The sequence below is a fragment of the Streptomyces sp. AM6-12 genome, from assembly GCF_044327085.1.
In the GTDB taxonomy this organism is placed as follows: domain Bacteria; phylum Actinomycetota; class Actinomycetes; order Streptomycetales; family Streptomycetaceae; genus Streptomyces.
Map to the genome: position 1 here is coordinate 230,004 of NZ_JBIQWN010000001.1, position 22,044 is coordinate 252,047.

Annotated in this window: 20 protein-coding genes and 1 pseudogene; 13 read left to right on the forward strand and 8 right to left on the reverse strand. The window is 71.9% G+C overall.

Annotated features, from left to right (window positions below; all coding sequences use genetic code 11):
* The first annotated feature begins 82 nt into the window (after positions 1-82).
* Positions 83-1,219 (forward strand): GlxA family transcriptional regulator, encoded by a 1,137-nt coding sequence (locus ACE4Q9_RS01140; protein WP_397982290.1) that lies wholly within the window; start codon positions 83-85, stop codon positions 1,217-1,219.
* A 361-nt stretch (positions 1,220-1,580) separates the two neighbouring features.
* On the opposite strand, the gene ACE4Q9_RS01145 is transcribed toward ACE4Q9_RS01140, so the two are convergent.
* Positions 1,581-2,489, reverse strand: a complete 909-nt coding sequence (locus tag ACE4Q9_RS01145) for a S1 family peptidase (protein ID WP_397982291.1) — start codon at positions 2,487-2,489, stop codon at positions 1,581-1,583.
* A gap of 598 nt (positions 2,490-3,087) precedes the next feature.
* Between ACE4Q9_RS01145 and ACE4Q9_RS01150 the strand changes: the two genes are divergently transcribed.
* Complete coding sequence (locus ACE4Q9_RS01150; protein WP_397982292.1) at positions 3,088-3,870, forward strand: alpha/beta fold hydrolase; 783 nt, start codon at positions 3,088-3,090, stop codon at positions 3,868-3,870.
* A 142-nt stretch (positions 3,871-4,012) separates the two neighbouring features.
* On the opposite strand, the gene ACE4Q9_RS01155 is transcribed toward ACE4Q9_RS01150, so the two are convergent.
* Positions 4,013-4,174, reverse strand: coding sequence for a hypothetical protein (locus tag ACE4Q9_RS01155; RefSeq protein WP_397982293.1), 162 nt, complete (start codon positions 4,172-4,174; stop codon positions 4,013-4,015).
* Between the two features lie 160 nt (positions 4,175-4,334).
* Here ACE4Q9_RS01155 and ACE4Q9_RS01160 point away from each other — a divergent pair, with 160 nt between their 5' ends.
* From ACE4Q9_RS01160 to ACE4Q9_RS01180, 5 genes are all read left to right on the forward strand, one after another.
* Entirely contained in the window at positions 4,335-4,637 is a 303-nt protein-coding gene (locus ACE4Q9_RS01160; protein ID WP_397982294.1) for a SpoIIE family protein phosphatase, read from the forward strand.
* Between the two features lie 221 nt (positions 4,638-4,858).
* Positions 4,859-5,830: a thiopeptide-type bacteriocin biosynthesis protein gene (locus ACE4Q9_RS01165; RefSeq protein ID WP_397982295.1), complete on the forward strand. Its 972-nt coding sequence runs from the start codon at positions 4,859-4,861 to the stop codon at positions 5,828-5,830.
* Positions 5,827-8,532 carry a lantibiotic dehydratase gene (locus tag ACE4Q9_RS01170; protein ID WP_397982296.1) on the forward strand — a complete coding sequence of 902 codons (2,706 nt, stop codon included), beginning with the start codon at positions 5,827-5,829 and terminating at the stop codon, positions 8,530-8,532. Before ACE4Q9_RS01165 ends, ACE4Q9_RS01170 begins: the two co-directional genes overlap by 4 nt.
* Complete coding sequence (locus ACE4Q9_RS01175) at positions 8,493-8,648, forward strand: hypothetical protein (protein ID WP_397982297.1); 156 nt, start codon at positions 8,493-8,495, stop codon at positions 8,646-8,648. The genes ACE4Q9_RS01170 and ACE4Q9_RS01175 overlap by 40 nt, the downstream gene beginning before the upstream one ends.
* A gap of 137 nt (positions 8,649-8,785) precedes the next feature.
* Positions 8,786-10,012, forward strand: a complete 1,227-nt coding sequence (locus tag ACE4Q9_RS01180; RefSeq protein ID WP_397982298.1) for a lanthionine synthetase LanC family protein — start codon at positions 8,786-8,788, stop codon at positions 10,010-10,012.
* Positions 10,013-10,115: 103 nt separating this feature from the next.
* Here the strand turns inward: ACE4Q9_RS01180 and ACE4Q9_RS01185 are convergent, their stop codons facing one another.
* The 3 genes from ACE4Q9_RS01185 to ACE4Q9_RS01195 all read right to left on the reverse strand — a co-directional run bounded on the left by ACE4Q9_RS01185 (position 10,116) and on the right by ACE4Q9_RS01195 (position 11,485).
* Complete coding sequence (locus tag ACE4Q9_RS01185) at positions 10,116-10,271, reverse strand: DUF6131 family protein (RefSeq protein ID WP_397982299.1); 156 nt, start codon at positions 10,269-10,271, stop codon at positions 10,116-10,118.
* A 107-nt stretch (positions 10,272-10,378) separates the two neighbouring features.
* Positions 10,379-10,891, reverse strand: a complete 513-nt coding sequence (locus tag ACE4Q9_RS01190; protein WP_397982300.1) for a hypothetical protein — start codon at positions 10,889-10,891, stop codon at positions 10,379-10,381.
* 36 nt (positions 10,892-10,927) lie between these two features.
* On the reverse strand, positions 10,928-11,485 hold the full coding sequence (locus tag ACE4Q9_RS01195) for a hypothetical protein (protein ID WP_397982301.1): 558 nt from the start codon (positions 11,483-11,485) through the stop codon (positions 10,928-10,930).
* A 1,062-nt stretch (positions 11,486-12,547) separates the two neighbouring features.
* Here ACE4Q9_RS01195 and ACE4Q9_RS01200 point away from each other — a divergent pair.
* The 5 genes and pseudogenes from ACE4Q9_RS01200 to ACE4Q9_RS01220 all read left to right on the forward strand — a co-directional run.
* Positions 12,548-12,811 (forward strand): hypothetical protein, encoded by a 264-nt coding sequence (locus ACE4Q9_RS01200; protein WP_397982302.1) that lies wholly within the window; start codon positions 12,548-12,550, stop codon positions 12,809-12,811.
* 264 nt (positions 12,812-13,075) lie between these two features.
* Complete coding sequence (locus ACE4Q9_RS01205) at positions 13,076-13,528, forward strand: SRPBCC family protein (protein WP_397982303.1); 453 nt, start codon at positions 13,076-13,078, stop codon at positions 13,526-13,528.
* Positions 13,529-14,027: 499 nt separating this feature from the next.
* A complete protein-coding gene (locus ACE4Q9_RS01210; protein ID WP_397982304.1) occupies positions 14,028-14,828 on the forward strand; it encodes an alpha/beta fold hydrolase in 801 nt (266 codons plus the stop codon).
* A complete protein-coding gene (locus ACE4Q9_RS01215; protein ID WP_397987082.1) occupies positions 14,828-16,117 on the forward strand; it encodes a PP2C family protein-serine/threonine phosphatase in 1,290 nt (429 codons plus the stop codon). Before ACE4Q9_RS01210 ends, ACE4Q9_RS01215 begins: the two co-directional genes overlap by 1 nt.
* Positions 16,114-16,428: pseudogene (locus ACE4Q9_RS01220) on the forward strand (STAS domain-containing protein); the annotation flags it as partial. The gene ACE4Q9_RS01215 and the pseudogene ACE4Q9_RS01220, both read left to right, overlap by 4 nt.
* 119 nt (positions 16,429-16,547) lie before the next feature.
* Here ACE4Q9_RS01220 and ACE4Q9_RS01225 read toward each other — a convergent pair.
* Both ACE4Q9_RS01225 and ACE4Q9_RS01230 read right to left on the reverse strand, forming a co-directional pair.
* Positions 16,548-18,740, reverse strand: a complete 2,193-nt coding sequence (locus tag ACE4Q9_RS01225; RefSeq protein ID WP_397982305.1) for a hypothetical protein — start codon at positions 18,738-18,740, stop codon at positions 16,548-16,550.
* A gap of 162 nt (positions 18,741-18,902) precedes the next feature.
* The gene (locus ACE4Q9_RS01230; RefSeq protein WP_397982306.1) at positions 18,903-19,685 is read right to left on the reverse strand and encodes a type 1 glutamine amidotransferase domain-containing protein; all 783 of its coding nucleotides are present in this window, start codon (positions 19,683-19,685) and stop codon (positions 18,903-18,905) included.
* Positions 19,686-20,143: 458 nt separating this feature from the next.
* On the opposite strand from ACE4Q9_RS01230, the gene ACE4Q9_RS01235 reads away from it, so the two are divergent.
* Positions 20,144-21,184: an AraC family transcriptional regulator ligand-binding domain-containing protein gene (locus ACE4Q9_RS01235; protein ID WP_397982307.1), complete on the forward strand. Its 1,041-nt coding sequence runs from the start codon at positions 20,144-20,146 to the stop codon at positions 21,182-21,184.
* A 139-nt stretch (positions 21,185-21,323) separates the two neighbouring features.
* On the opposite strand, the gene ACE4Q9_RS01240 is transcribed toward ACE4Q9_RS01235, so the two are convergent.
* Positions 21,324-21,779, reverse strand: a complete 456-nt coding sequence (locus ACE4Q9_RS01240) for a DUF5946 family protein (RefSeq protein WP_397982308.1) — start codon at positions 21,777-21,779, stop codon at positions 21,324-21,326.
* Positions 21,780-22,044 lie beyond the last annotated feature (265 nt).

Here is a 22,044-nt window from a genome sequence, read left to right on the forward strand (position 1 = left end):
CCCGGCGCGACGAAGCCCAGCATCGGTCACCACGCCTCGCCACGGTGTTGGCCGTACGGCCACTATGTGCCAGGATTTGGCCATGGACGGTGCGCAGTGGACGACGGTAAAGAGCGGGACCGACCGCGAGGACGGCATCCCGCGGCGGCACCGGATCGCCGTGCTCGCTCTGCCGGGGGTCCCGCCGTTCGAACTGGGTATCCCCTCACGCGTCTTCGGCAGCGTGCAGGACGCCGGGGGCCGCCCGCTGTACGACGTCACCGTCTGCACCGCCGACGGCGCCCCCGTGCCCAGCGACGCGGGCTTCACCGTCCAGCCCGCGGCCGGCCCGGAGGCCCTGGCCGCGGCGGACACCGTGATCGTCCCGCCCACGCACGCCATGCCCGAACTGGGCCGCGGCGGACCGCTGCCCGCCGAGGTCGCCGCGGCCATCGCGGGTATCCGGCCCGGTACCCGGCTGGTGTCCATCTGCACCGGGTCCTACGTCCTCGCGGCGGCCGGACTGCTCGATGACCGACCGGCCACCACCCACTGGAACCTCGCCCCGGAGTTCCGCCGGGCCTACCCCAAGGTCAAGCTCGACGAGGAAGTCCTCTTCGTCGACGACGGCGACATACTGACCTCCGCGGGCGTGGCCGCCGGCGTCGATCTGTGCCTGCACATGATCCGCCGCGACCACGGGGCCGCCGCCGCGAACCGGGCCGCCCGCATGTGTGTCGTACCGCCCTGGCGGGACGGCGGGCAGGCCCAGTACATCGACCGCCCGGTACCCGAACCCACCGTCGCCAGCACCACCGCGACCCGCGCGTGGGCCCTGGAGCACCTCGGCGAGCCGCTCACCCTCGCCCGGCTCGCCGAGCATGCCCGGATGAGCCTGCGCTCCTTCAGCCGCAGATTCCGCGACGAGGTCGGCATGACTCCGGTGCAGTGGCTCACGGCACAACGTCTGGAGCTCGCCAAACAGTTGCTGGAGACGACCGACCTGTCGATCGACCTGGTCGCGCACCGGGCCGGCTTCGGCACGGCGAACTCGCTGCGCGCGCACATGAGAGCGGCCTTCGGGGTGTCGCCCGCCTCCTACCGCCGTACCTTCAGCGCGAACGAGCCCCCGGCAGTTCGGCACCGGGCCGATGAGCACACCGGGGTCCGGATGCCGACCCGATCGAGCGCCCGCTTCCCAGCGCGGAGCGCCGAGGCGCAGGGCTCGCTCAGCGCCTGACTCCCCCGGCGATCCTTGGCCTCGAAGGCTACGGGCGGCAGCGACTTGACCCGCGCCGAGCCGGTGGTGCCCGCGGCACGGTGACAGCGGCGCTCGTGCTGCCGGAGCGGATGATGCCGACGGCCAGGGCGGGGTGCGGGGGCTCCGGGTCCGCGCCTGATCCGGCCGTCGCGTCGACGGGATCAGGGGCGGCCCACCGCGGCCTGCTGGTGGCCGTGGGCATCGGCGGTCGCTCGGTGCGCACATGGGCCGCCGCACGAGCAGGTGCAGCAGAGCTGCTGGTCTGAGCGGTCCCGGACACGGACGGAACTCGCGCCCCGCACCGTGGTTGCGACGGTTCGGGGTTGCCGGCGGGTCGCGTTCATGGCGCCGGACGGCCGGTGGGAGCGTCTTCCTGCTCGTCCTTGTCCCACGGCGGGTAGCTGGGCCAGGAGTCGAGCAGGGTGGCCGATCCGGTCGAGATGTAGATGCCGGGGCCGCCCTGGGCTCCGCAGCCGGCGCCGCCCTGCACGACACCGATCTGGTAGAAGACCTCGCGACCCGGCACGGTGCGGATCAGGGGGCCGCCGCTGTCCGCCCCACAAGCGTCGACGCCTTCACGGCCGGCGCAGATCTGGGTCTGCGCGTTGATGTGGTCCGAGATCCGGCATTCGTCTCGGGACAGGAGCGGCACGTCGACGCTGTGGAGCCGGTCGGGCTTGTGGTGGAGAACGTCGTCGGTGAGGCCCCAGCCGAGGACGGTTGCCTCCTGGCCGGGGCGGAGCATCGCGTCGGTGCCTCTGGTCGGCAGCCGTACGGGAGTGATGTCGCTGACTTCCTTGTCGAGCTGCACCAGTGCGATGTCGTAGTCGTCGTGGTGCGTGTAGTAGCGCGGGTGGATTTCGACCCGGACATGGTGGCGGAAGTGGCCCTTGCCGGTGTCGGAGAGCTGGGTACGCCCGACGATCAGGTCGAAGTCGCTCTGCTCCCATCCCTCGACGCAGTGCGCGGCGGTCAGTACCCATTCCCGGTGGACGAGGGTCCCGCCGCAGTACTGGTTGCGGTAGTCGCCCTGGCCGGGACGGTGATGTACGAGCGCCGTCATGAACGGGTACGCGTCATCGGCCACCTCACCGCCGCCGATGATCCGCCGGTGGGCGGCCGACGTCCCGGCCGCACTCACCGTCAGCAGACCGGCAGCCAGCGCCGCGGCGAGTCCCAGCCTGGCTCCGCGCCACCTTTGCGCCGGGACACCGGGTCTTTGGGGGAAGCCGATCGCTGAAGACGGCACGGGGGCCTCCTGCCCGCGGCGGGGGCCGGCGGCGCTCGCGGGTTTCCTGCGGCGGCGGCTCGACGGCGCCACCACCGGTCCGCCCGTCGGTGCGGAACCGTCAGTGGGAGTCACCGACCTTTGCGCGGCCTCCCCCACCGCGCATACCACCGCCCAGATCTTCTGTCTCATACCGCCTGTGTCCCTTCGTCATGAGGTCGCGGGTCACATGGATAGCGCCAGATCCCCCCTCCGCACGCCGCCCGGGCCCGGACACTCCCCCGGACGGACGACCCTGTTCACCGAAGAAACGATCAGACCGAGCAGCCAACTGGCCAAGCGTACGAAACCAGCGCACGCACCCCGCTCTCCGTCCCTGCCTCCGGCCATGCCCCGCGGGCATCAGGCGCGGACAGCCCGGTCCGGCCGAGGCACCCCATGCGCCGTGGCAGTAGCCGCCCTTCCTGCCGCGCGCCGACGCGGTGCGAAAATGCATGCGTCCCGGGAGATCCGGCCGAGCGGGTGGGGAGCCGGGACGGCGACGGCGACGCCGGCGAGTGGAGCATGAACAAGGCCCGTCGATTCCCTGGAGGCCGCGGACGTGGCATGGTCCGAACGCATGGTGGTGCGAGACGGTGTCCGGCTGGTCTGCCGGGACTGGGGCGGGTCTGGGCAGCCCATCGTGTTGCTGCACGGCCTGGCCGGTCACGCGGGTGAATGGGACGCCCTGGCAGGGAGGTTGAGTGCCGATTATCGGGTCGTCGCGGTCGACCAGCGTGGGCACGGCGCCAGCGAGCGCCGCCCGCCGGATGTGTCACGCGCCGCCTACGTCGCCGATGTCATCGCCGTTGTCGACCAGCTGGCGCTGCAACGGCCCGTCCTGGTCGGCCAGTCGCTGGGCGGCCACACGGCCATGCTCACCGCCGCCGCGCATCCCGGGCTCGTTCGCGCTCTCGTGCTCGTCGAGGCCGGTGCCGGCGGTCCGAACCCGGACGGTCCCGCGGACATCGGCGGATGGCTCGACTCGTGGCCGACACCGTTTCCGTCCCGCGAAGCGGCAGCCGCGTTCCTCGGTGGCGGACCGGTCGGTGCGGGCTGGGCAGCCGGACTGGAAGAACGCGACAGCGGATGGTGGCCTCGCTTCGACCGGGATGTGATGGTCCGCTCGTTGGCGGAGAACGCCCAGCGTTCCTTCCTGCGCGAGTGGACACAGGTGGCATGCCCCACCATGGTCGTACTGGCCCAGTCCAGCCTCATTCCCGCCCCGCTAGCCGACGACATGCTCAGGCAGCGACCCGCCACCATGGCCATGAGCATCCCCGGCACCGGCCACGACCTGCACCTGGAACAGCCGGAGATCCTGTACGCCACGCTGTCGGGCTTCCTCAGAGACCTCGCCTGAAATCGCCGCTCCAGGCCCAGGCCCAAGGCCAGGTCCAGGTCGACGTCCAGGTCCAGGTCCAGGTCCAGGTCCAGCAGGGTCGCCCGGCGCCCGGTCGGCGGATGAGTCTCCGTGGTGGTGGCGCTGCGGGCGCCGGCCGGTTTCAGGCCGCCGCGTCCTCGGTGGCGGCGATCGTCCGGCGCAGCAGGCGACGCGCGGTCGCCAGGTCGGCGGCACGCCGGTCGAGGACGTTCAGTTGTTCGCGGAGGCTGCTGAGAACGCCGGGGCAGGGGTGCAGCGTTGCCTCGTCGACGGTGCAGGGCAAGACCTGGCGGATGACCCGGGCGGGCAGGCCGGCGGCCAGCAGCGCGCTGGACGCGCCGCACCGTCTCGACCGTCTGGTCGTCGTACTCGCGATTTCCGTTGGCGCGGCGCTCTGAGGCGCGCCCGGCGTCCCTGGACGACCCCGGCAGCTGGAGCGCTTCGTGCTCATCCCCCTCGGCCCGCATTCCGCGCACGGTCCCGGCGCGCAACGCGAAGTGCACGAGACGGCCGTGGAACCCTGCGACCGTGTGCTGCTCTACACGGACGGCGTGGTCGAGGCCCGCAGGGGCGGCGACGAGTTCGGGCTCGACCGGTTCACCGGCTTCGTCATCCGCTCCGCCGCGGCCGGGCAGCGGCCCGTTGGGATCCTGCGGCTGCTCATGCACGACGTTCTCGACCACCACGCTGCCGGGCTGAACGACGCCACCACCATCCCGCTGATCGAATGGCGGTCGCCGAACTGAACGGCGCAGGGCCAGGCGGCGCGGGCTGCGCCCCGGCACCCGGCGACCGGCGCGCGGCGTACGGACAAGGGGGTGGGCGGAGGTGCGCGGCTCGTGGAGGCGGCGCGGGCAGTACTCCCGGCGTACTCCAGTCGATCATATGAAGACTCGCCCTTCATTTTTGAGATGGCGGACGGTGCGGAAATCGGAGGAGTAGGAGGCCAATCCGAGGAGGCGGCACCGTGCTCGACGTCCACCAGCTGCTGGCCGACTGTCTTCGGGACACGCGCGGCACCCCGTTCGGCACGGTGCCGGTCGACGCGGATGAGCCGGGCTACGAGGCGGCGCGGACCACCTTCCTGACGGCCGGTCTGTCCGCGCTCCGCGACGACCTGCCGGAGTCCGGCTGGGTGCAGGTCAACCTCGCACCGGCTCCGGGGACTTGGCCGCAGGCTTACCGGGTCGTCGCCGGCACGGCCCGTGAGCTGATCGCGGTCGGGGCGGTGCGTTCCTTCTTCTTCATGCACAAACCACCGGGACTGCGGGTCCGCTTCGAGGCCCCCGCACCGGCCGACACCGCACTCCTGCGCAAGGAACTGCTGGACCGGTTCCGGAAGTTGGACGGCGGGCTGCGACCGCCGCTGTGCGGGGTCTACGAGCCGGAGACGTATCTGTTCGGCGGCCCGCTGTCCATGCGGTACGTGCACGAGCTGTTCACGGTGGACTCACTCGCCTGGCTCGACCACCATCTCGGCAGCGCGGACGACGGCGCGGACCGACCGGCTGCCGACTGGCGGGTCTCCCTCGTACTGCTGGACAGTCTGCTCCAGGGACTGGCGGTCGTCGGGTGGGAGCATCGCGGGGTCTGGCAGGTGGTGCGCGAGAACGCCGGGCGCAGCCTGCCCGGCCTGGCCGTGGACGGCGATGCCCGCCGGGCCGCCGCCGGTATCGCCGACGTCTGGCGTGCCGGACGCGAGGGCCTGCTCGCGTCCGTGCCGCCGCGACGGCGCGCTGTGGTGGAGGCACACGCCGACGCCGTACGCCGGGTTGCCGAGCGGTGGCGCAGCGGTTACTTCGACTCCGGGGAGGCCGTGATCGGTCCCCGGCGCGCCGCCGCTCACCACGCCGTCTTCCACTGGAACCGGGGCCGGTTGTCTTTGGCCCGGCAGTGCCTGCTGACCCAGGCCCTCGCCGATGAAGGGACACTGCGGTGAGCGGGGTCGCGCGGCTCGGTGGCACGGCGCTGCTGCGCGTGGCCGGCATGCCGCTGGGCGCATGGGCGGCGGCGGGCAATCCGAAGCTGTGTGCCCGCGTGGCCGAGCATGCCGAGCAGGAGGAGCGGTGGGCCGGTCGCGCGCGGGCGCTGGCCGGACAGCTGGGCGTCACCGTCGTACCGCACCCGGATCTGGCAGCCGGTGACCGCCGGGCCGTGCTGGCGCTGCGGCGGCGGCTGCACCGCGGTGCGGCACCCGGCCCGGCGGACTGCCGGCTGCTGGAGGGCCTGCCCGCCGGGGAGTTCCTTGCCGCGGAGGCCCGCCGACTCTCCCATGAGGCCGAGTCGTCCGCCGCCGTTCTGCTCGAACTGGAGCGTGCGGTGGGCAAGGAGCGGGAGCGGGTGGCGGAACTGGGCTGGTCCCTGGTGCGCGAGGCGCCGGTCATGGGCGCGTTCGTGGAGGAGGCGGAACCGGGGCTCGCCGCCGACGTGGCCCGTCGGCTGGCCGCCGGCGGCTCCTGGAGCGAGAAGCCATTGCGCAAGCGCGGGGCGTACCTGTGGCGTGCGCTGGGCCGGGTGGCGGCGAAGACGACCCCGCGCGGGTGGGCTGGGCAGGTGGCCCTGCTGCCGGTCGGCCCGCTGTGCGAGGACATGGGCGGGGATCATGCGCTTCGGCTCCTCGCGGCCGGTGCGGCCCTCGGCCCGGTGGCGGCCGAGACCGTGGAGAACGTCCACCTCCTGCGCACCCGGCTCGCCGGCACCGATCTGCGGGCCGCCGGCCCCGCGACGCCGCTGGCCCTCGCCCCACTGCACTTCCTCCAGTCCCCCAGCCCCGCGGACGGACCCGGTGTGCTGCGCTGCTGGGCGATCGATCCCGGTGAGCACGGCCGGATGCGGGAGGTCGTACTGCGGCGCACCCGCCCCCTGGTGAGCGTGCTCGCACTCCTGGCCGACGGGCCGCGAACGCTCGGGGAGGTCGAGGAGGCCCTGCTCGGCACGGTCGCCGTTCAGACGGCGGCTCCCGGCCGGGACGTACTGCGCGGATTCCTCGCCCACCTGCTCGAACTCGGCGTCCTCCAGGTCTGCGCCGCCCCGCGCCGCAGCACCGGGGCCTGGACCGGCGCCGAGGAGGTCCGAGCCTGTGGCACCCTTCCGCACCCCGTGCCGGACACCCCGGCCGCCACCCCCCGCCCGTGGTTCACGGACTCCTACCGGACCTGCGCCAGCGCGGTCCCCGCGGCCGCCGCCGAACTCGTGCGGCAGGCCCTCGGCACCGCCGCACGGGTGGCCTGGATACAGGACACCGACCGGCCGGCGGCTCCGGACGGACGGCACTCGCTGCCGCCGGTCGACCGGCGTCCGCTGCCGCCGGAACTGGAGGGGCTCGGCGAACAGCCCTGCTCGCTCGGGGAGTTGCTCGTGCGGCACCTGTCCGACGGCTCCGCTCCGCGCCAGCCGGGGCCCCCGCACCGGTACACCGGCTGGCATCCCGCCAGGACGCCCGGCTCCGGGTACGCCCGGCTGCTCGCCCACCTGGCCGGGCACGCCGGCGACGAACAGGTGGACCTGGACGAGGCCCTGCTGGACGCGCTGGGAGCCCCTCCCGCCCGTACGGCGCTGCCGCCCTGGCCCCTGGACTGCCTGTTGCGCCCCCTGCGCGGCCCCGGTCCGCTGGCGGTACTGGAGACCGCCTCGCCCGCGGGTGTGCTCGACGCCCGGTTCGCCACCGCACTGGGCACCCTGCACGGCGGCTACCCGCACGCCGATGGGTACCGCGCCTTCCTCGCGGCCGTGGAGCGGCTGTCGGGGTCCCGGTTCGTGGAGTTGCTGGTGCCACCGCTGGCCGAGCGCGCCGCCAATGCCGTACGCCGCCCGGTCCTCACCAGCTGGTGGAGCGGCGACCCGGACCCGGCGCCGTATCAGGGATCGGGCGGTCCGGCAGCCCGCTATCTGCCGCTGGACCGCATCACCCTGCGGCGGGACGGTTACCAGGTCGTCGCCGAGACCGACGGGCAGCGGGTGCTCCCCATCCACCACGCCACCCGGACCCCGCTGCCCCCCTACGACATCCTGCTGCGCCTGCTGCTGGCGGCCGGCCACCCCTCGGCATCCCGGTTCATCCGCCTGGACGGACTGACGGAAGCCCTCCCCGAGGCGGGCCGGGTGCCCCGGTTGACCGTCGGCGGCACCCTGGTGGTCAGCCCGGCCGGCTGGCGGGTGCCCCGTGACCTGCTGTGGCGGCGCGGGGACGGTGACCTGGCCAAGGTGCGCGCGCTCACCGGCCTGTGCCGCGACGCCGGGCTCCCCCGCTTCGCGTTCGTCAGGGCCGCCGCGGGGGCGAGACCGGCGCCCGTCGACTTCGCCGCGCTGACCGCCGTACCCCTGCTGGAGCGGCTGTGCGCGCACCAGCCCGGAGCGGACCTCCTGGTCGAGGAGATGCTTCCCGGCCCCGACGGCCTGTCGCTCCGTGACCCTTTGCACGGTGGCGCGACCGTCGCCGCCCAGCTGCTGCTGCGGCTTTCCGCCGACCAGGACACCGAAGAACTCGCGGCACGCGCCGCCGCCGCGCTACGCGGCGCCCCCAGCCTCCCCGGCGGCCCGCCCCCAGCGGGCGGGCCGCCGGGGCGGACCCCACCCATCACCGCTCCTGAAGGAGGAGAACCATGCCCGTTTCCACCGAATTCACCGACCTCGACGCCCTGATCGGCGACCTCGACGAGCGCATCACCGAGAGCAACCTGCCGTCGGCTCAGGCCTACAGCATGGAGTGCAGCGGCGTGTGCACCGTCATCGTCTGCGGCACCGTGGTGATCTGCTGACACCCCCTCAGGCGGCCTGGGGGCTCAGCTCAGGCCGCCTGAGACCCGCGGCACCGGATGCCGCCTCACCGGTGCCCCGCCCGTACGTCGGGGCGGTTCGCCGGCCCGTCGCACCGACGTCCCGAAGGAGAGACGCCATGCCGCGGAGCGCCAGGAGCGCCCAGAGCGTCGAATCCCACGAGCACATCGGCACCGCCGTCACCGCTCTCGCGGTCCGCCTCCTCGACGCCTGGGCCGTCCGGCCCGGCGGGAGCACGGCCGAGCCGCCTTCCGATCCGGGCGTCCCCATCCTGGCGGCGTCGGTGCACGGAACCGGAGCACCCGGAGCCGATGAGTCGGCCGCCCGTGCGGTCGCTGTCTGGGCCCGCGCCGCCGGCCGGGGCCCCGGACACCGCGGTCTGTACGACGGGGGCCTCGCCGGGACCCTGGTGGGGCTGCGCCTGGGCGCTCGGGTGCAGCCACGGCTGCACGCGGCTGCCGACCGGCTCCGCGACCACCTGGTGCGCAGCGCCCCGGCGGGTCTCCGGAGCCGTGAGCAGCTCACCTTCCCGGACTACGACCTGATGGTCGGGCCGTCCGGCATCCTGCTCGCCCTGTGCGCCGGGACCCGCCCGGCACCGCGGGAGATCCAGCCGTTCGCCGGGTACCTGGCCGCGCTGTGCGACGCCGACGACCTGCCGCGGCTGCGCACGATGGGTTACGCCGGCCATCCGCACCTGGACTGGCTGGACGGGCGGATCAACACCGGCCTGGGGCACGGCGTCGCCGGAGTCGTCGTCGCGCTGACCGCGGCGGTCCGCAGGCTGGGCCCGGACCCCGGTCTGCAGCGCGCTCTGCGGCACGCGACCGGCTGGCTGATCCGGCAGTCCTTCGTCGACGGCCGGGCCATCCGCACCTGGGACGGCGCGGGGCTCGACGGCCCGCCGCCCGCCGCACCGCGTGCCCGCCAGGCCTGGTGCTACGGCACTCCAGGCGTCTCCTGGGCGCTGTGGAACGCGGCGGACGCCACCGGCGACACGGACACGGCCACCTGGGCTGCGGCGGCCTTCACCACGCTCGCCGAACGGTACGACGAGGGATTCCACCTCTTCGGCGACCGGCCCAGCGACCTGCTGGGCCTGTGCCACGGGGCCGCCGGTGCGCTGGCGGTGGCCGACGCCTTCGACCGCCACGCCGCGCTGCCCGCAGCGGCCGATCTGAAGGCACGCTTGATCACCCACTTGGGGGCCCGCTTGCCCGCGGTGGAGGCTCTCGGCACGGAGTGCATGGGGCTGCTCGGCGGGGCGGCGGGCCCGCTGTGCGCCCTGCTCACCTCCCTCCAAGGCGCCTCACGCGCGTGGCTGCCGTGCCTGGCGCTGCGCTGAACGTCGACAGAGCGGTGTCTGGTGAGTGTGCCGAGCGACTGGCAGGGGCACTGGGCAAGCTTTTCCCCGCTCCCACAGCCGCACCCGAGTGCGCCGGGGCTGCCTACCAGTAGTGGCGTCGGCCGCCGACGGCGTGTCCGATGGAGCCGAGGACGAACAGAATGAGCCCGATGGCGAGAAGGATGATCCCAATCGTCCACAGGATGCCGATGTGCAGGATGAACCCGACGACGAGCAGGATGACACCGAGGGCGATCATCACCGTCTCCTTCCGCTGCGGCCGACGTGGCGGCCCTTGATGGCAGCGCCGAATGTCGCGGCCGTGTCTTTGCCTTGCTTGCGACTTCCCGCGTGGCGGTCGTGTCGTCAGGTGGTGAGCAGGCGGTTGAAGAATGAACGGTAGTGGCGCAGCGCTGTGCGCAAAGCTTCCGTATCCGCTTGCCCTCCGCGGTTCCACTGTTCTTCGAGCTCTTTCTTGTGCTCGTCGAAGGTCGTGGCCAGTGTCTGCATGACGCCGGCGACCAGGCTGTCCGCCGCCTGCACCGCCTCGCGGGGATCATCGACGAACGTGTTCTGGATCTTCTCCCAGCGTTTGCGGAAGTCCTCCTCGTCCTGCGGCTTCAACAGCTGCGGGGTCTCGTCGGCGTCCGCGCTTTGCCCGGCCGCCGCCTCCCCGGCCGTAGGGGCGTCCGTGCGGCCGCTCGCGTCTGCGCCGCCGGTGGCGCCCGCCTCGTCGGCCTCACCGGGGAAGACCGGCGGCGATGACGCAGCGCTCGGCGCTTCGTCCGCCCTCTGGTCGTCCGCCCTCTGGCGTGGTTGGGCGAAGTCCTCGGTGGACAGGCCGGTGCCAGAGCTTTCCGGAGTGTTGTCGGACTGCATGTCGCCTCCGTCTGTAGCGCTATGGGCCCCCGGCTGTCAGGCCGGGGCGTGACGGGTCTGGCCGCCGTCGGAGAGGAGCTCGTCGAACAGGGCGCGGTAATGCACCATGGCGCTGCGCAGCTGCTCGGTGGTGGCTTTGTGCCCCGTGCTGAGCGTGTCGATTTCGTGAGCGGCCCGGTAATGCTCCAGGGTGCGACCGTGTTCCACGGACAGGTCTTTGAGTTGCTGTTCGAAGCCCTCGGTGGGGTAGCCGCGCGCCTGCATCAATGAGGTCACCAGTTGGTCCGCGTCGTGCACCGCGTCTTCCGGCCGGTCCACGAACTCTTGCTGCACGCTGTCCCAGTCCCGGGCGAACCGGTCCCGGGTGGTGTCCGGCAGCGGCTTGATGTCGAGCTCGTCATGACGCTTCGCGCGCTGGCTGAGCTCTCGCTCGGCAGCGAATTGGCTGTCGGCTCCCTCGACCGTCCGCTCGTACTCCGGGCCGAAACGTTCGCGCAGCCTTCGGCGCCGCATGAAAAGAGCCGCAGCTGCCACGATCAAGGCCACCACCACGACAGCGGGAATGATGATCGCAAGAAGGGTTCCTGTAGACATCGGACCGCCTCCCGCCCGGCTACCTGGCTCCCCAAAAACATTTAGGGGCAATTCCCCACTATATACCAGAAATAGCCCCGCACCCTACCATCGCGGCGCCTCGTCGACCGCACATGGGCAGCTGACGCGGACGGCGGGGCACCAGCGCCACCGTGCCGCCCGGCAGCCGAACACGCGATCGTGTCTTCGACTTGGGCAGAAGGCGGGTGCCGCGGACCAGAGCCTGGCGGCGGTCCGGCACCGTCCATGCCGCGGCCGCCCCGATGCGGGGCGCCACCGTCTTGCAGGCGGGGGCGTCACCGGCTCGGCGCCACGACGGCAGTGAGGGCCAGGGGACGTGCACGGTCGTCGGCGGCCAGGTGGACCTTGGCGCCCGGCCCGCCGCCGGAGCATCCGAGCGGGTGACCGGCGTGCTCGCGACGCTCGCTACGCAGTACAGCGCCCAAATGAGCAGCGCAGCGCCTCTTACAGGCTGTCACCGATCGGGCGCCGCACGACGGGTCAACCGGGCGGCTGCGGCGCGACGACCTGTCGTACGCCGAGCGTCGCGTTCCCCCAGGGCGTTTCCCTGGCTGACTGACGCCCAGACGGACGCCCTACGACGCGTCGAGGACGCATCACGCCGGCTCCCCGATAGGCCGGCACTCGCGGGTGCACGAGGTCTGTCTCGTTGTCCAGCCCATCGCCGCGGCGGCTGATCGGGCGGAGCGGATCGTGGCGTCACTGCGCCATGTGCCGTCGCCGACGACCCGCCACAGCACGGCTCCGCCTCCAGGCGGCTCGGCCGGGTTGGCCGCGACTCCGGGTCACGGCGGCCGTCGCGGCGGCCCTTGCAGGCCCGGCGGTTGAGCGCGATACAGCCGTGGCCGTCATGGACGGCCGGCCTCGCCGTGCCCGGGGGCGGCCCGGACCGGGCAAACTGGAGCTGGAGGTGCTCCGCGTGAAGCCCTCGGGCACCAGCGGCCTTCGAGCGCCGCGCCAAATACCTTCATATCGGGTGAATAGCCCGAAAGCGAACTGGTTACTCCACCAGGTGCCCCCCAGACAGAACGGAGACAGTCCATGGTGATCAAGAAGATGCACGACATGGGCATCCGCAGCGAGCACGCCTACATCGCCGGCCTGGCCTCGATCGGCCTGAGCTTCGCCTCTTGGTGCACGAGCCTCAAGGCCGAGAAGGCCGGGGTCGAGCGCGCCGACCGGTGGGGCATCTTCGTCGGCGAATGGGCACCGACGTTCATCGGGCTCGGCCTTGCACTGTCCCATTACGAACAGCAGGAAGGCACCCTCAGCGGCTCGCTGCACGCGGTGAAAAACGCCGTCTGACCAGGGCGCCGCGAACGCGCCCGCCCCCGACGAGGGACGGGCGCCCGGCTGTCAGGGCGGCGGCACGAGCTGGCAGCGTGCCGCGTTCGGTTGGCCGTTCGATCGACGGAGGCTTGGGGCTCACCCGGCCGATCGGCCACGCATCGACTGCTACGCATCAACCGCCGTCTCCTGGCAACCCAGGACAGTGATGATCCCGAGCAAGGCAGGCAGACGGACCCCGTCCGGTTGGTCTGCCGCCCGCTTCCCAGAAGGAGATCGCTGTTGTCACAGGTAGAAGAGTCCATCGAGGTCGACGTCCCGGTCACCACTGCGTACAACCAGTGGACCCAATTCGCTGACTTCCCTCAGTTCATGGACGGCGTCGAACGCATCGAACAGCGCAGCGACACCCTCACCCACTGGGTGACCAACATCGGCGGCGTGCAGCGCGAGTTCGACGCGGAGATCACCGAGCAGCTTCCCGACGAGCGCGTCGCCTGGACCACCGTCGACGGTGAGACCAGGCAGGCCGGCGTCGTCACCTTCCACCGCCTCGACGAGGCCCGCACCAAGGTCATGCTCCAGTTGGACTACGACCCCCAGGGCCTCGCCGAGACGGTGGGTGACAAGCTCGGCTTCGTCAAACGGCAGGCCACAGGTGATCTGAAGCGGTTCAAGCAGTTCATCGAGTCCCGCGGCGGTGTCGCGACCGGCGCCTGGCGCGGCGAGGTCTGATCCCGGACGACCGGCCGGTGTCGATGAGCCCCCGGGCCGGTCGACACCGGCCGGCCGAGTTGCCCGCAGGTGTGAACCCGGCTTCCCGGGCAACTCGGATGCCGACGACTCCGACAGACCGGATGACGGGGGACGAGATGACGGTCCGCGCCCGATGCGCCTTCACCATTGCCGCAGCCGCGCTCGCCGGTGGCTGCATGAGCGCATGCGCTGTCCGGTGGTGGACACGCCGCACAGCGAACCGGCCGCTCGGCTGGTCGCACCAGGCCCTTGAGTCGGCCGGGCCGCAGGAAATCCTTCACTGCTACTGGAACAGCCTGCAGCCCCTTGATCTCACGTCCTAGGACGCCGCTGAGGAAAAGGCCGTCCCGGCAGCGGACTTTGCCGACGCGCCGTCAGTCGTCGCATCGCACGAAGCGGCAGGTGAAAAGCGTCGGACGGAAAGTGGAGGTTCCGGGGTCGTTTCGGAACAACGGGCGGGGCCTGAGAGACTCGCGGTATGGATATCGCTCGCAGGAACAATGTCACCGTCACCGGCAACCCCCAGGGGCGGACGGTGGTGCTGGCGCATGGCTTCGGCTGCGACCAGAACATGTGGCGCCTGACGGTCCCTGCCCTCGCCCGAGACTACCGCGTGGTGCTTTTCGACTACGTCGGTTCGGGCCGCTCGGATCCGAGCGCGTTCTCCGAGGAGCGGTATTCCTCCCTGGGCGGATACGCGCGGGACGTGGTCGAGGTGTGCGAGGCGCTCGACCTGGACGACGTGGTGTTCGTCGGGCACTCGGTCAGCGCCATGGTCGGGGTCCTGGCCGCAGTGGCTTCCGAGCGGATCGGCGCGCTGGTGATGGTCGCTCCTTCTCCCCGTTACATCGATGACGAGGGGTACCGGGGCGGCTTCAGCGCCGAGGACATCGACGAGCTGCTGGCGTCGCTGGAATCGAACTATCTGGGGTGGTCGGCGGCGATGGCTCCGGTGATCATGGGTAACGCGGACCGGCCCGAACTGGGCGAGGAGTTGACGAACAGCTTCTGCGCCACCGACCCCGACATGGCGCGCGTCTTCGCCCGGACCACATTCCTGTCCGACTCACGGGACGACCTGAAGAATGTGCGCGTGCCGACGCTGGTGCTGGAATGCACCCAGGACGTCATCGCCCCACGGGAGGTCGGCGCCTTCGTCCACGAGGCCGTCGCCGGCTCGGTGCTGGTGACTCTGGACGCCACCGGTCACTGCCCGCACCTGTCCGCGCCCGAGGCGACCAACGAGGCGATCACGACCTTCCTGGCGGGCCTGCGATGATGTGCCGCGCCGGCCAGCGACCCGACCCGCGGGACGCTGACGACGCCGATGTCAAGGCCGCGGCGTTCGCCGCGCTCTTGGAAGACAGCGCCGAGGAACTGTACGAATCCGCGCCGTGCGGCTACCTGTCCACTCTGATGGACGGCACCATAGCCAAGATCAACACCACGCTGCTGAACTGGCTCGGCCTCGAACGCGAGGCGGTCGTCGGCCGGATGTTCTTCACCGACCTGCTGACGGTCGGCGGCAAGCTGTACCACGAGACCCACTTCGCGCCGCTGCTGCGGATGCAAGGCGAGATCAGCGGCATCGCCCTGGACCTCAAGCAAGCCGAGGGCGGCCGGATACCCGTGCTGGTCTCCTCGGTGGTCAAGTACGGCACCATGGGCGAGCCGCTACTGATCCGTACCTCCGTCTTCGACGCCCGCGACCGCCGCGCATACGAAGAAGAACTCCTGCGCGGCAAGAGGGCGGCAGAGGAGGCGCGCAAGCAGGCGGAGACCGACCGCGCCCGGCTGCAGGACGCTCTCGCCGTGCTCCAGCAGTCGCTGCTGCCCGACAGTCTTCCGCCTGTCCCCTGCATGGAGACGGCCGCGTACTACCACACCGCCTCGCTCGACCGGCTGGGCGGCGACTTCTACGACGTCTTCCCCATCGACGGCAAGCGCTTCGGGTTCTTCCTCGGCGATGTGTGCGGCAAGGGCCCCCAGGCCGCCGCGGTCACCTCACTGACCCGCTACACCCTGCGCGCAGCCGCCCTGCACGACCCCGACCCCGTCTCCGCGCTGACCACCCTCAACAAGGTGCTCCACGAGCGCTACGCCGGCAGCGGGGACCCGCGCTACTGCACCGCCGTCTTCGGCGTCCTCGAACCCGACCCCGCGACGGGGCAGGTCGCCGTCCGCCTCGCCTCGGGCGGTCACCCTCCCGTCATCGTCGTACGCGCCGACGGCACCGCCGGCTTCCTGCCCACTCCCGGTGGCCTCCTCGTCGGCATCCTGCCCGTGGCCCGCTTCGTCACCGCTACGACCGTCCTCGCACCGGGCGACACCCTCCTGCTCTACACCGACGGCATCACCGAGGCCCGCACCGGCGAGGACCGCACGCACCTGTTCGGGGACGAGGCGCTGCTCGCCTTCGCCGCCGACCATGCCGGCAAGCCTCCGCCTGCCCTGATAACGGCTCTGACCGGTCTGCTGCAGACCCTCGGAGACGGCCTCGACGACGACACCGCCCTGCTCGCCCTTGGCGCGGCGGCCCCCGACCCGCAGACGAGAAGCAGCGGATGAGCCAACTGGAGATCACCGCCTGGGACGCTGCCCCCGGTCCTGTCCTGGAAATCTCCGGCGATCTCGACTACTCCACCGCCGGCGAGCTGCGTGAACTGCTCCCCGGTATCGTCCTGCGTCCCGGCCGGCGCCTCGCCCTGGATCTGAGCGGTATGGAGTTCTGCGACTCCAGTGGCATCACCGCCCTGATCGCCGCCCGCAACCACGCCCTCGACGCGCGGGCGGACATCGCCCTGGCCACTGTGCCGACCCACACGATGCGCATCCTGCACATCGTGGGCCTGGAGCAGGTCTTCACCATCCATCCCGACAGCCAGGCCGCCACCCGCGGCATCGCGGAGGCCGGCCGGGGACGGCCTCGGCGGGCGGGCTGCCGGCCGGGCGCCGGCCGGCCGGCGCATACGGTGGGCCGTTCGCGAGGGAGTCGCTCTCAGCGGGTGGTGAGCAGGAGCCGGCTGGAGCCGTCGGGAAGACCGGCGATGCCGACCTGGTCACCGGCGAAGGACGTCGCGCCCCGGATGCCGCGCACCGGCTGGAACGGCGTCCAGTCGCCGTCGCGGTGGCGGAGGGCGTGGTACACCGTTCCGTCGGCTCCGACGGCCGCCACCTGGCTGTCGCCGTCGGGCATCCCCGTGAGGGAGACCGCGGTGGCCCGCATGGCGCCGCCCTGGGGGCCGGCTGGACGGCCCCAGCCCGTCCAGGTGCCGTCGGCCCGGTGGACGGTGTGCCAGACATCGCCGTCCAGGCCGACCGCGGCGAGTTGGCTGGAGCCGTCGGGCAGTGCGGCGATGGAGAGGGACGACCCGGCGAAGTCCGGCGCTCCGACGCCCGGTACGGTCGACCAGCCGCTCCAACTCCCGTCGGCGGCACGGGTGTCCAGACGCATCGATCCGTCACCGCCGTAGACGATGACCTGGGTGGATCCGTCCGGCATGCCGGCGGCGGCGACCCTGGTGGCCTTCACCTTGCCGTCGTCTCCCCCCGCCATGGCCGCCCAACCCTGCCAACTCCCGTCCGTGTGACGGCTGTTGTGGTAGACGAAGCCGTCCTTGCCGACCGCCACGACCTGGGAGCTGCCGTCCGGCATGCCCGTGATGGCGATGTCCCGGGCCGCGAAGCCGACGTGTTCGTTGTCCGGGGCAGCCAGTGCGTTCCAGCCCTGCCAACGGCCGTCGGCCCCGCGCACGTTGTGCCACACGTTGCCGTCCAGACCGATGCCGAGCACCTGGACGCTGCCGTCGGGCATACCGGCGACGGCCTGCCGGCTGCCGACGTAGCGGAAGGCGTTCCCGGCACCGGAGAGCGCGTCCGGCGCGGTCCAGGTTCCGTCGGCCTGGCGGGTGGTGTCGTAGAAGGTGTGCGAAGTGATCGTCTGCGGGAGGTTCTTGGCGATGATCTCGCGCTGGAGGTCGCCAGGGCCGACACCGTTGCGGTTCTGGTTCACATCGTCGGTCATGACGATGTTCATGTTGTCGGTGACGTTGGTGTTGTTCCAGGAGTCGCGCAGTTTCGCCAGCAACTGCCGGTTCAGCTCGTCCTCCAGGCTCAGCAGGAAGTTCTCGGCCTTCCATGCCGAAGTGAGCTTGAGCGCCGCCAGGATCTGGGTGATGGCGGCGTCGGGGATGGAGTCCGTGGGGTCGATCATGGCCTGCTGGACGAAGAACCTGTCCGCCGCTGGGCCGGGGGCCCGGCCCAGCACCTCGTCACCACGCCGGAGCACCGAGTCGAAGGTCTTCTGCGACAGCCGGGGGTCGAGCGCGGCCTTCAGGATGTCCTGCCACGCGCTGCTGACCCCTACGTAACTCCCCCGGTAGTCCTGCACGTCGGGCTGGTGCCAGGCCCACGGGTAGGCCGTGCTGCCCGTGTCGTCGACGATGACCACGTGCTTGCCCGCCGCCATGTACTGGTCGTAGGTCGACGTGGGCGCCAGTGAGCCGTCCGCGATGGCCGGACGGCCAGGGCCTCCGCCCACCAGGTCTCCCAGTCGGGTGATGGCGGCCCGGCTGTCCTCCTGGCGGGTCGCGGCCGGGCCGGTGGTCGTCACCCGCAGGATGACGATCTCCCTGGGGTGCGTCCTGATCCACTCGGCCAGCTCGCGTGCCTGGCCGGGGACGACCCCGCCCCGGCCGTCCGGGGCGTCGAAGAACTGCCGGCCCAGTGGGCCGCCGTGGTAGCTGTACCACCGGTCCCCCTGCTTGCACAGACGCAGGTCCAGGTACCGTGAGCCGGCCTCCAGCTGGTCCACGAGCGAACCGCTCTGGGTGCGCGACATGCTGGCCGCCAGCGCGGGCCACTTGCGTGCGGTGCCGACCGTGTCACCGGCGTCGCACATGCCGCTGTCCTTGGTGATCCCGGCGGTTCCGGCGTCGTGGCTGCCCGGCATGACGATCTGGTTCAGCGGCCGGTCGCCGACCGTGTCCCCCAGCTGTTCCATCCACGAGTCGAGCGCGACGGCTCCGGGTGCGGGCGCGGCCGGAGCCGTGACCGGCGGGGTGGACGCGCCCGCCGTCCGGGGCTCCGCGACCGCCGGGGCCGTGGCGGAGCCGAGCGTGAGGGCTCCCGCGACGGCGGTCGTGCCGATGACGGCCAGACTTCGCTTCGCCGCCCTGGCGCGTGTGTTCATGTGTCTCTTCCTTCCGCCCGCGCGCTGCGTGGACCCGTCGTCCGCGCAACTCGCCCGCAGGCCATGTCGGTCAGCGTCGGTGCTGGTCTGGAGAGGAGGGGCCCGCCCAGCCGGTACGGGAAGCCCGACCGCTCGGTACCCGGCCGCCACGGGGAGCGGTACTCAGCCGTGCGGGGCGGGCGCGGGGGGCTCGCCGGCGCGGTGGGCTCGGACCAGGGCCACGTAGTCCGCGGCCAGTCGGTGGCAGTCGCCGGGCCAGCGGGCGGACACGTAGTTGCCGTCCCGCACCGTGAAGCCGCGTCCGGGGTTCCGGGCGGTGTCCCGGACCGGCAGCCGGGGTCCGGAGAGGAAGTCCGCCGGGTCGGCGAGGGCGGCGGTCACCTCCTCCTGGACCGTGGTGCGGTACGTCCGGTAGTAACGGCCCAGCCAGATCCGGGTGAGGTTCCAGCCCGTCAGTTCCAGCAGAGAGGTCAGGGCGGTCGTCCGTCGTCCGTACAGCACCGAGCGTCCGGTCGCGGGGTCCACGGCGCGCGCCGCCAGCAGCACTCCGTGGCACACCGCCCCCACCGGCAGCCCCCGCGCGAGGGCCTTGGAGAACAGCTCCTGGGCTGTGCGGTTTTCGAGCAGCGTCCGCATGCCCGGGGCATGGCCGCCGGGCACGAACAGCCCCGTCAGTCCACCGGGTTCGACATCCGCGTACGACATGGGCGCCTGGAACCACGGGTCCTCGGTGAGCCGCCGGTAGGCGGCGAGTTCCGCGGAACGGGTCATCAGCCAGGGCGACAGCCAGGAGAACCCCAGGTCGGTGAGTCTGCGGTCGGCGGGTGCCATGCGGCCGTTCGGCGTCGCGAACCGTACCTCGGCACCGGCCTGTCGCAATGCCGCCCAGGGCACCGCGACCTCGGTCGGGTCGTAGTCGCACGAGGGAAGCAGAAAGAGGATCACGGAGCACTCCTGACGGCGGCGGTGGCGGGGGGCGTGACGACGCAATGGCGAACGGCCTCCGCCCATGGGCCGACGCCGAACGGACGCCCACGCGCGCCGTTCGCGTACCGTCGCGTCCGCAGACAGCGCGCGGGTGTCCGGGCCGCACCGGCCGCGATCCGACCGGCCGGCCCGGCGTCGCGTCGGGCGCACCGGCGTCCCGTCGGATGGACCCGCATCGCCTCGTCCCACCGTTCGTCCGACGCGTGACGGGCCCCGGTGTGCTCGCGCCGACGGCGGTCGTTGGGCCCCCTTGTCCGACCGACGCCACGAACGGCGGCCAGAGCGACGCTACGGGCGGCTCCGGTCCTGTGTCATTCACCCTGGTGGCCGGTTCGTTGGCTTCCGCGACCGGGCTCCGGGAGCGGCCCGGCTGCCGCCGATTGACGGCCGGGCGCCCTCCGCCTTCACTGACAGGCATGTCCGACACCACACCGGCCACCGTCACCGCGAGCTACGCGCTCGCGGTCCTACGGGCCACCGAGGAGGGCACCGACGCGCCGGTGGCCTGGAACTCGCCCACGGACCGCCTGCGGTACCCGGAGATGCGTGCCGTCTGGGACACCGTGCTCGGTGCCCATGGTGCCGACCCGCACACCGGGCTGCTGGTGGGCGACGGCCTCAAGCCGGACAACCTCCACATCCTCGGCCACATCGTCCTCACCAGCGCGAGCCTCGCCGACGCCGCGGACGCGGCCCAGCGTTATCATCCGCTGGTCAGCCAGGCCGGCACCGTCACGCTGCACCGCCACCGTGATGTCAGCCGACTGTGCTACCGGCCCGATGTCGGCCCCGGTGAGATGTACCCCCAGCAGGTCGAGGCCGTCGTCACCGGGATGGTCCGGGCCGCCCGCTGGATCGCCGGGGACGCGTGGGCGCCCTTGGCCGTCTCCTTCAGCCATGCCCGCGCCGGGCTGGTGGAGCGCTACACCCATGTCCTCGGCTGCACCGTCAGCTTCGACGCACCCGTCAACGCCATCACGGTCAGCAACGAGGATCTCGGCCGGCGCAGGCCGCTGCACGACCCGGCACTCAACGCGGTCCACCGTGCTTACGCCGAGCGCCTGCTGCACCGGCTCTCTCCGGCCGCCACGTCCGTGTCCATGCGGGTGGAACAGTGGCTGAGCCGCACGCCGCTCCAGGGTGTGGGGGTCACCGCACCGGCGCGGGAACTCGCTGTGAGCCCACGGGCGTTGCGCCGCGCGTTGCACGCGGAGGGTACGTCGTGGCGGGTTCTGCTCGACCGCGCTCGGCACAGCCGGACACGGCACCTGCTGGAGACCACGGATCTCCCCCTGGACCGGGTCGCCCGGCTGGCCGGTCTCAGCGACGCGTCGGCCCTCGTTCGCGCCTTCAGGCGCTGGGAGGGCGTGCCGCCCGGCGCCTACCGTGACCGGCGGCGGACCGCCACGGACGCGTCCGGCGCCTCACGCGGCGCCGCGGGTGCGGTCGGGCAGTGACACACGCGCCGACTGTGCCACCGAGGGCGACGAACGGGCCTTCGGCGCAGGGGTGTTCGGGAAACGACGCGACGCGCGTCCAGGTCGCACAACTATGGAGGCCGCGGGGCCCGTTCCCCGACGGCCACGGTCTTCCCGGTCACGTGTTCCCGCCCGACGCGTCGACCGCCGCGGCGGCCCAAGCCTTGACGCGTCGCGTGAACTGCGCGGCTGGAAATGTCCCATCGACGGCGACGTCCTGGATCGTGACGGAGAAACAGGATCGGGGCGCGTCCCGGTGCGGCACGGCCGCGTCCCGGACCGCACGTGCGCGATCGCCCTGCACACGATGGGAGTTGCCACGACGAGCATGAGCGACGAGCCGGTTCACTTCGTCGAGGCCGCCCTCCAGGTACGCGCGCAGGAGCGTCCGCGCCATCGCGCCGTGGTCGGCGGGAAGCCGACTGGGGTGCTGGAGCAGGAAGCAGGAGACCGATACAGCGTGCAGCGGCCCCCACGGTGCCTGACGCGAATGGTCCAGCGCGAGCAAGGCGTGGAACAGCTCGTCGCAGGATCGTGGTTCCATCGGGGCATCGCACTCCGGGCAAGGTGTCATGCCGTCTCCTCGCGCTCTGGACGGGCAAGCACTTCACCATAACGGTGCCGGCATCAGTTGCGGATCACGGAAAGAATTCCGCCAGAGAAGTCGAACCGTTCTCACGCCGTGTCCTTGCCGGATTTTCAGGCGGCATATCCCACCCACTCGAATTCCCCCCGATCAGGTCTGCACTTCATCAATTTCACACCATGAGTCGGTCCCGAATAAATTGCGACGGATTGACGAACCGCCGCATGGAAGGAGCGCGTCTGACGGTCTGTAC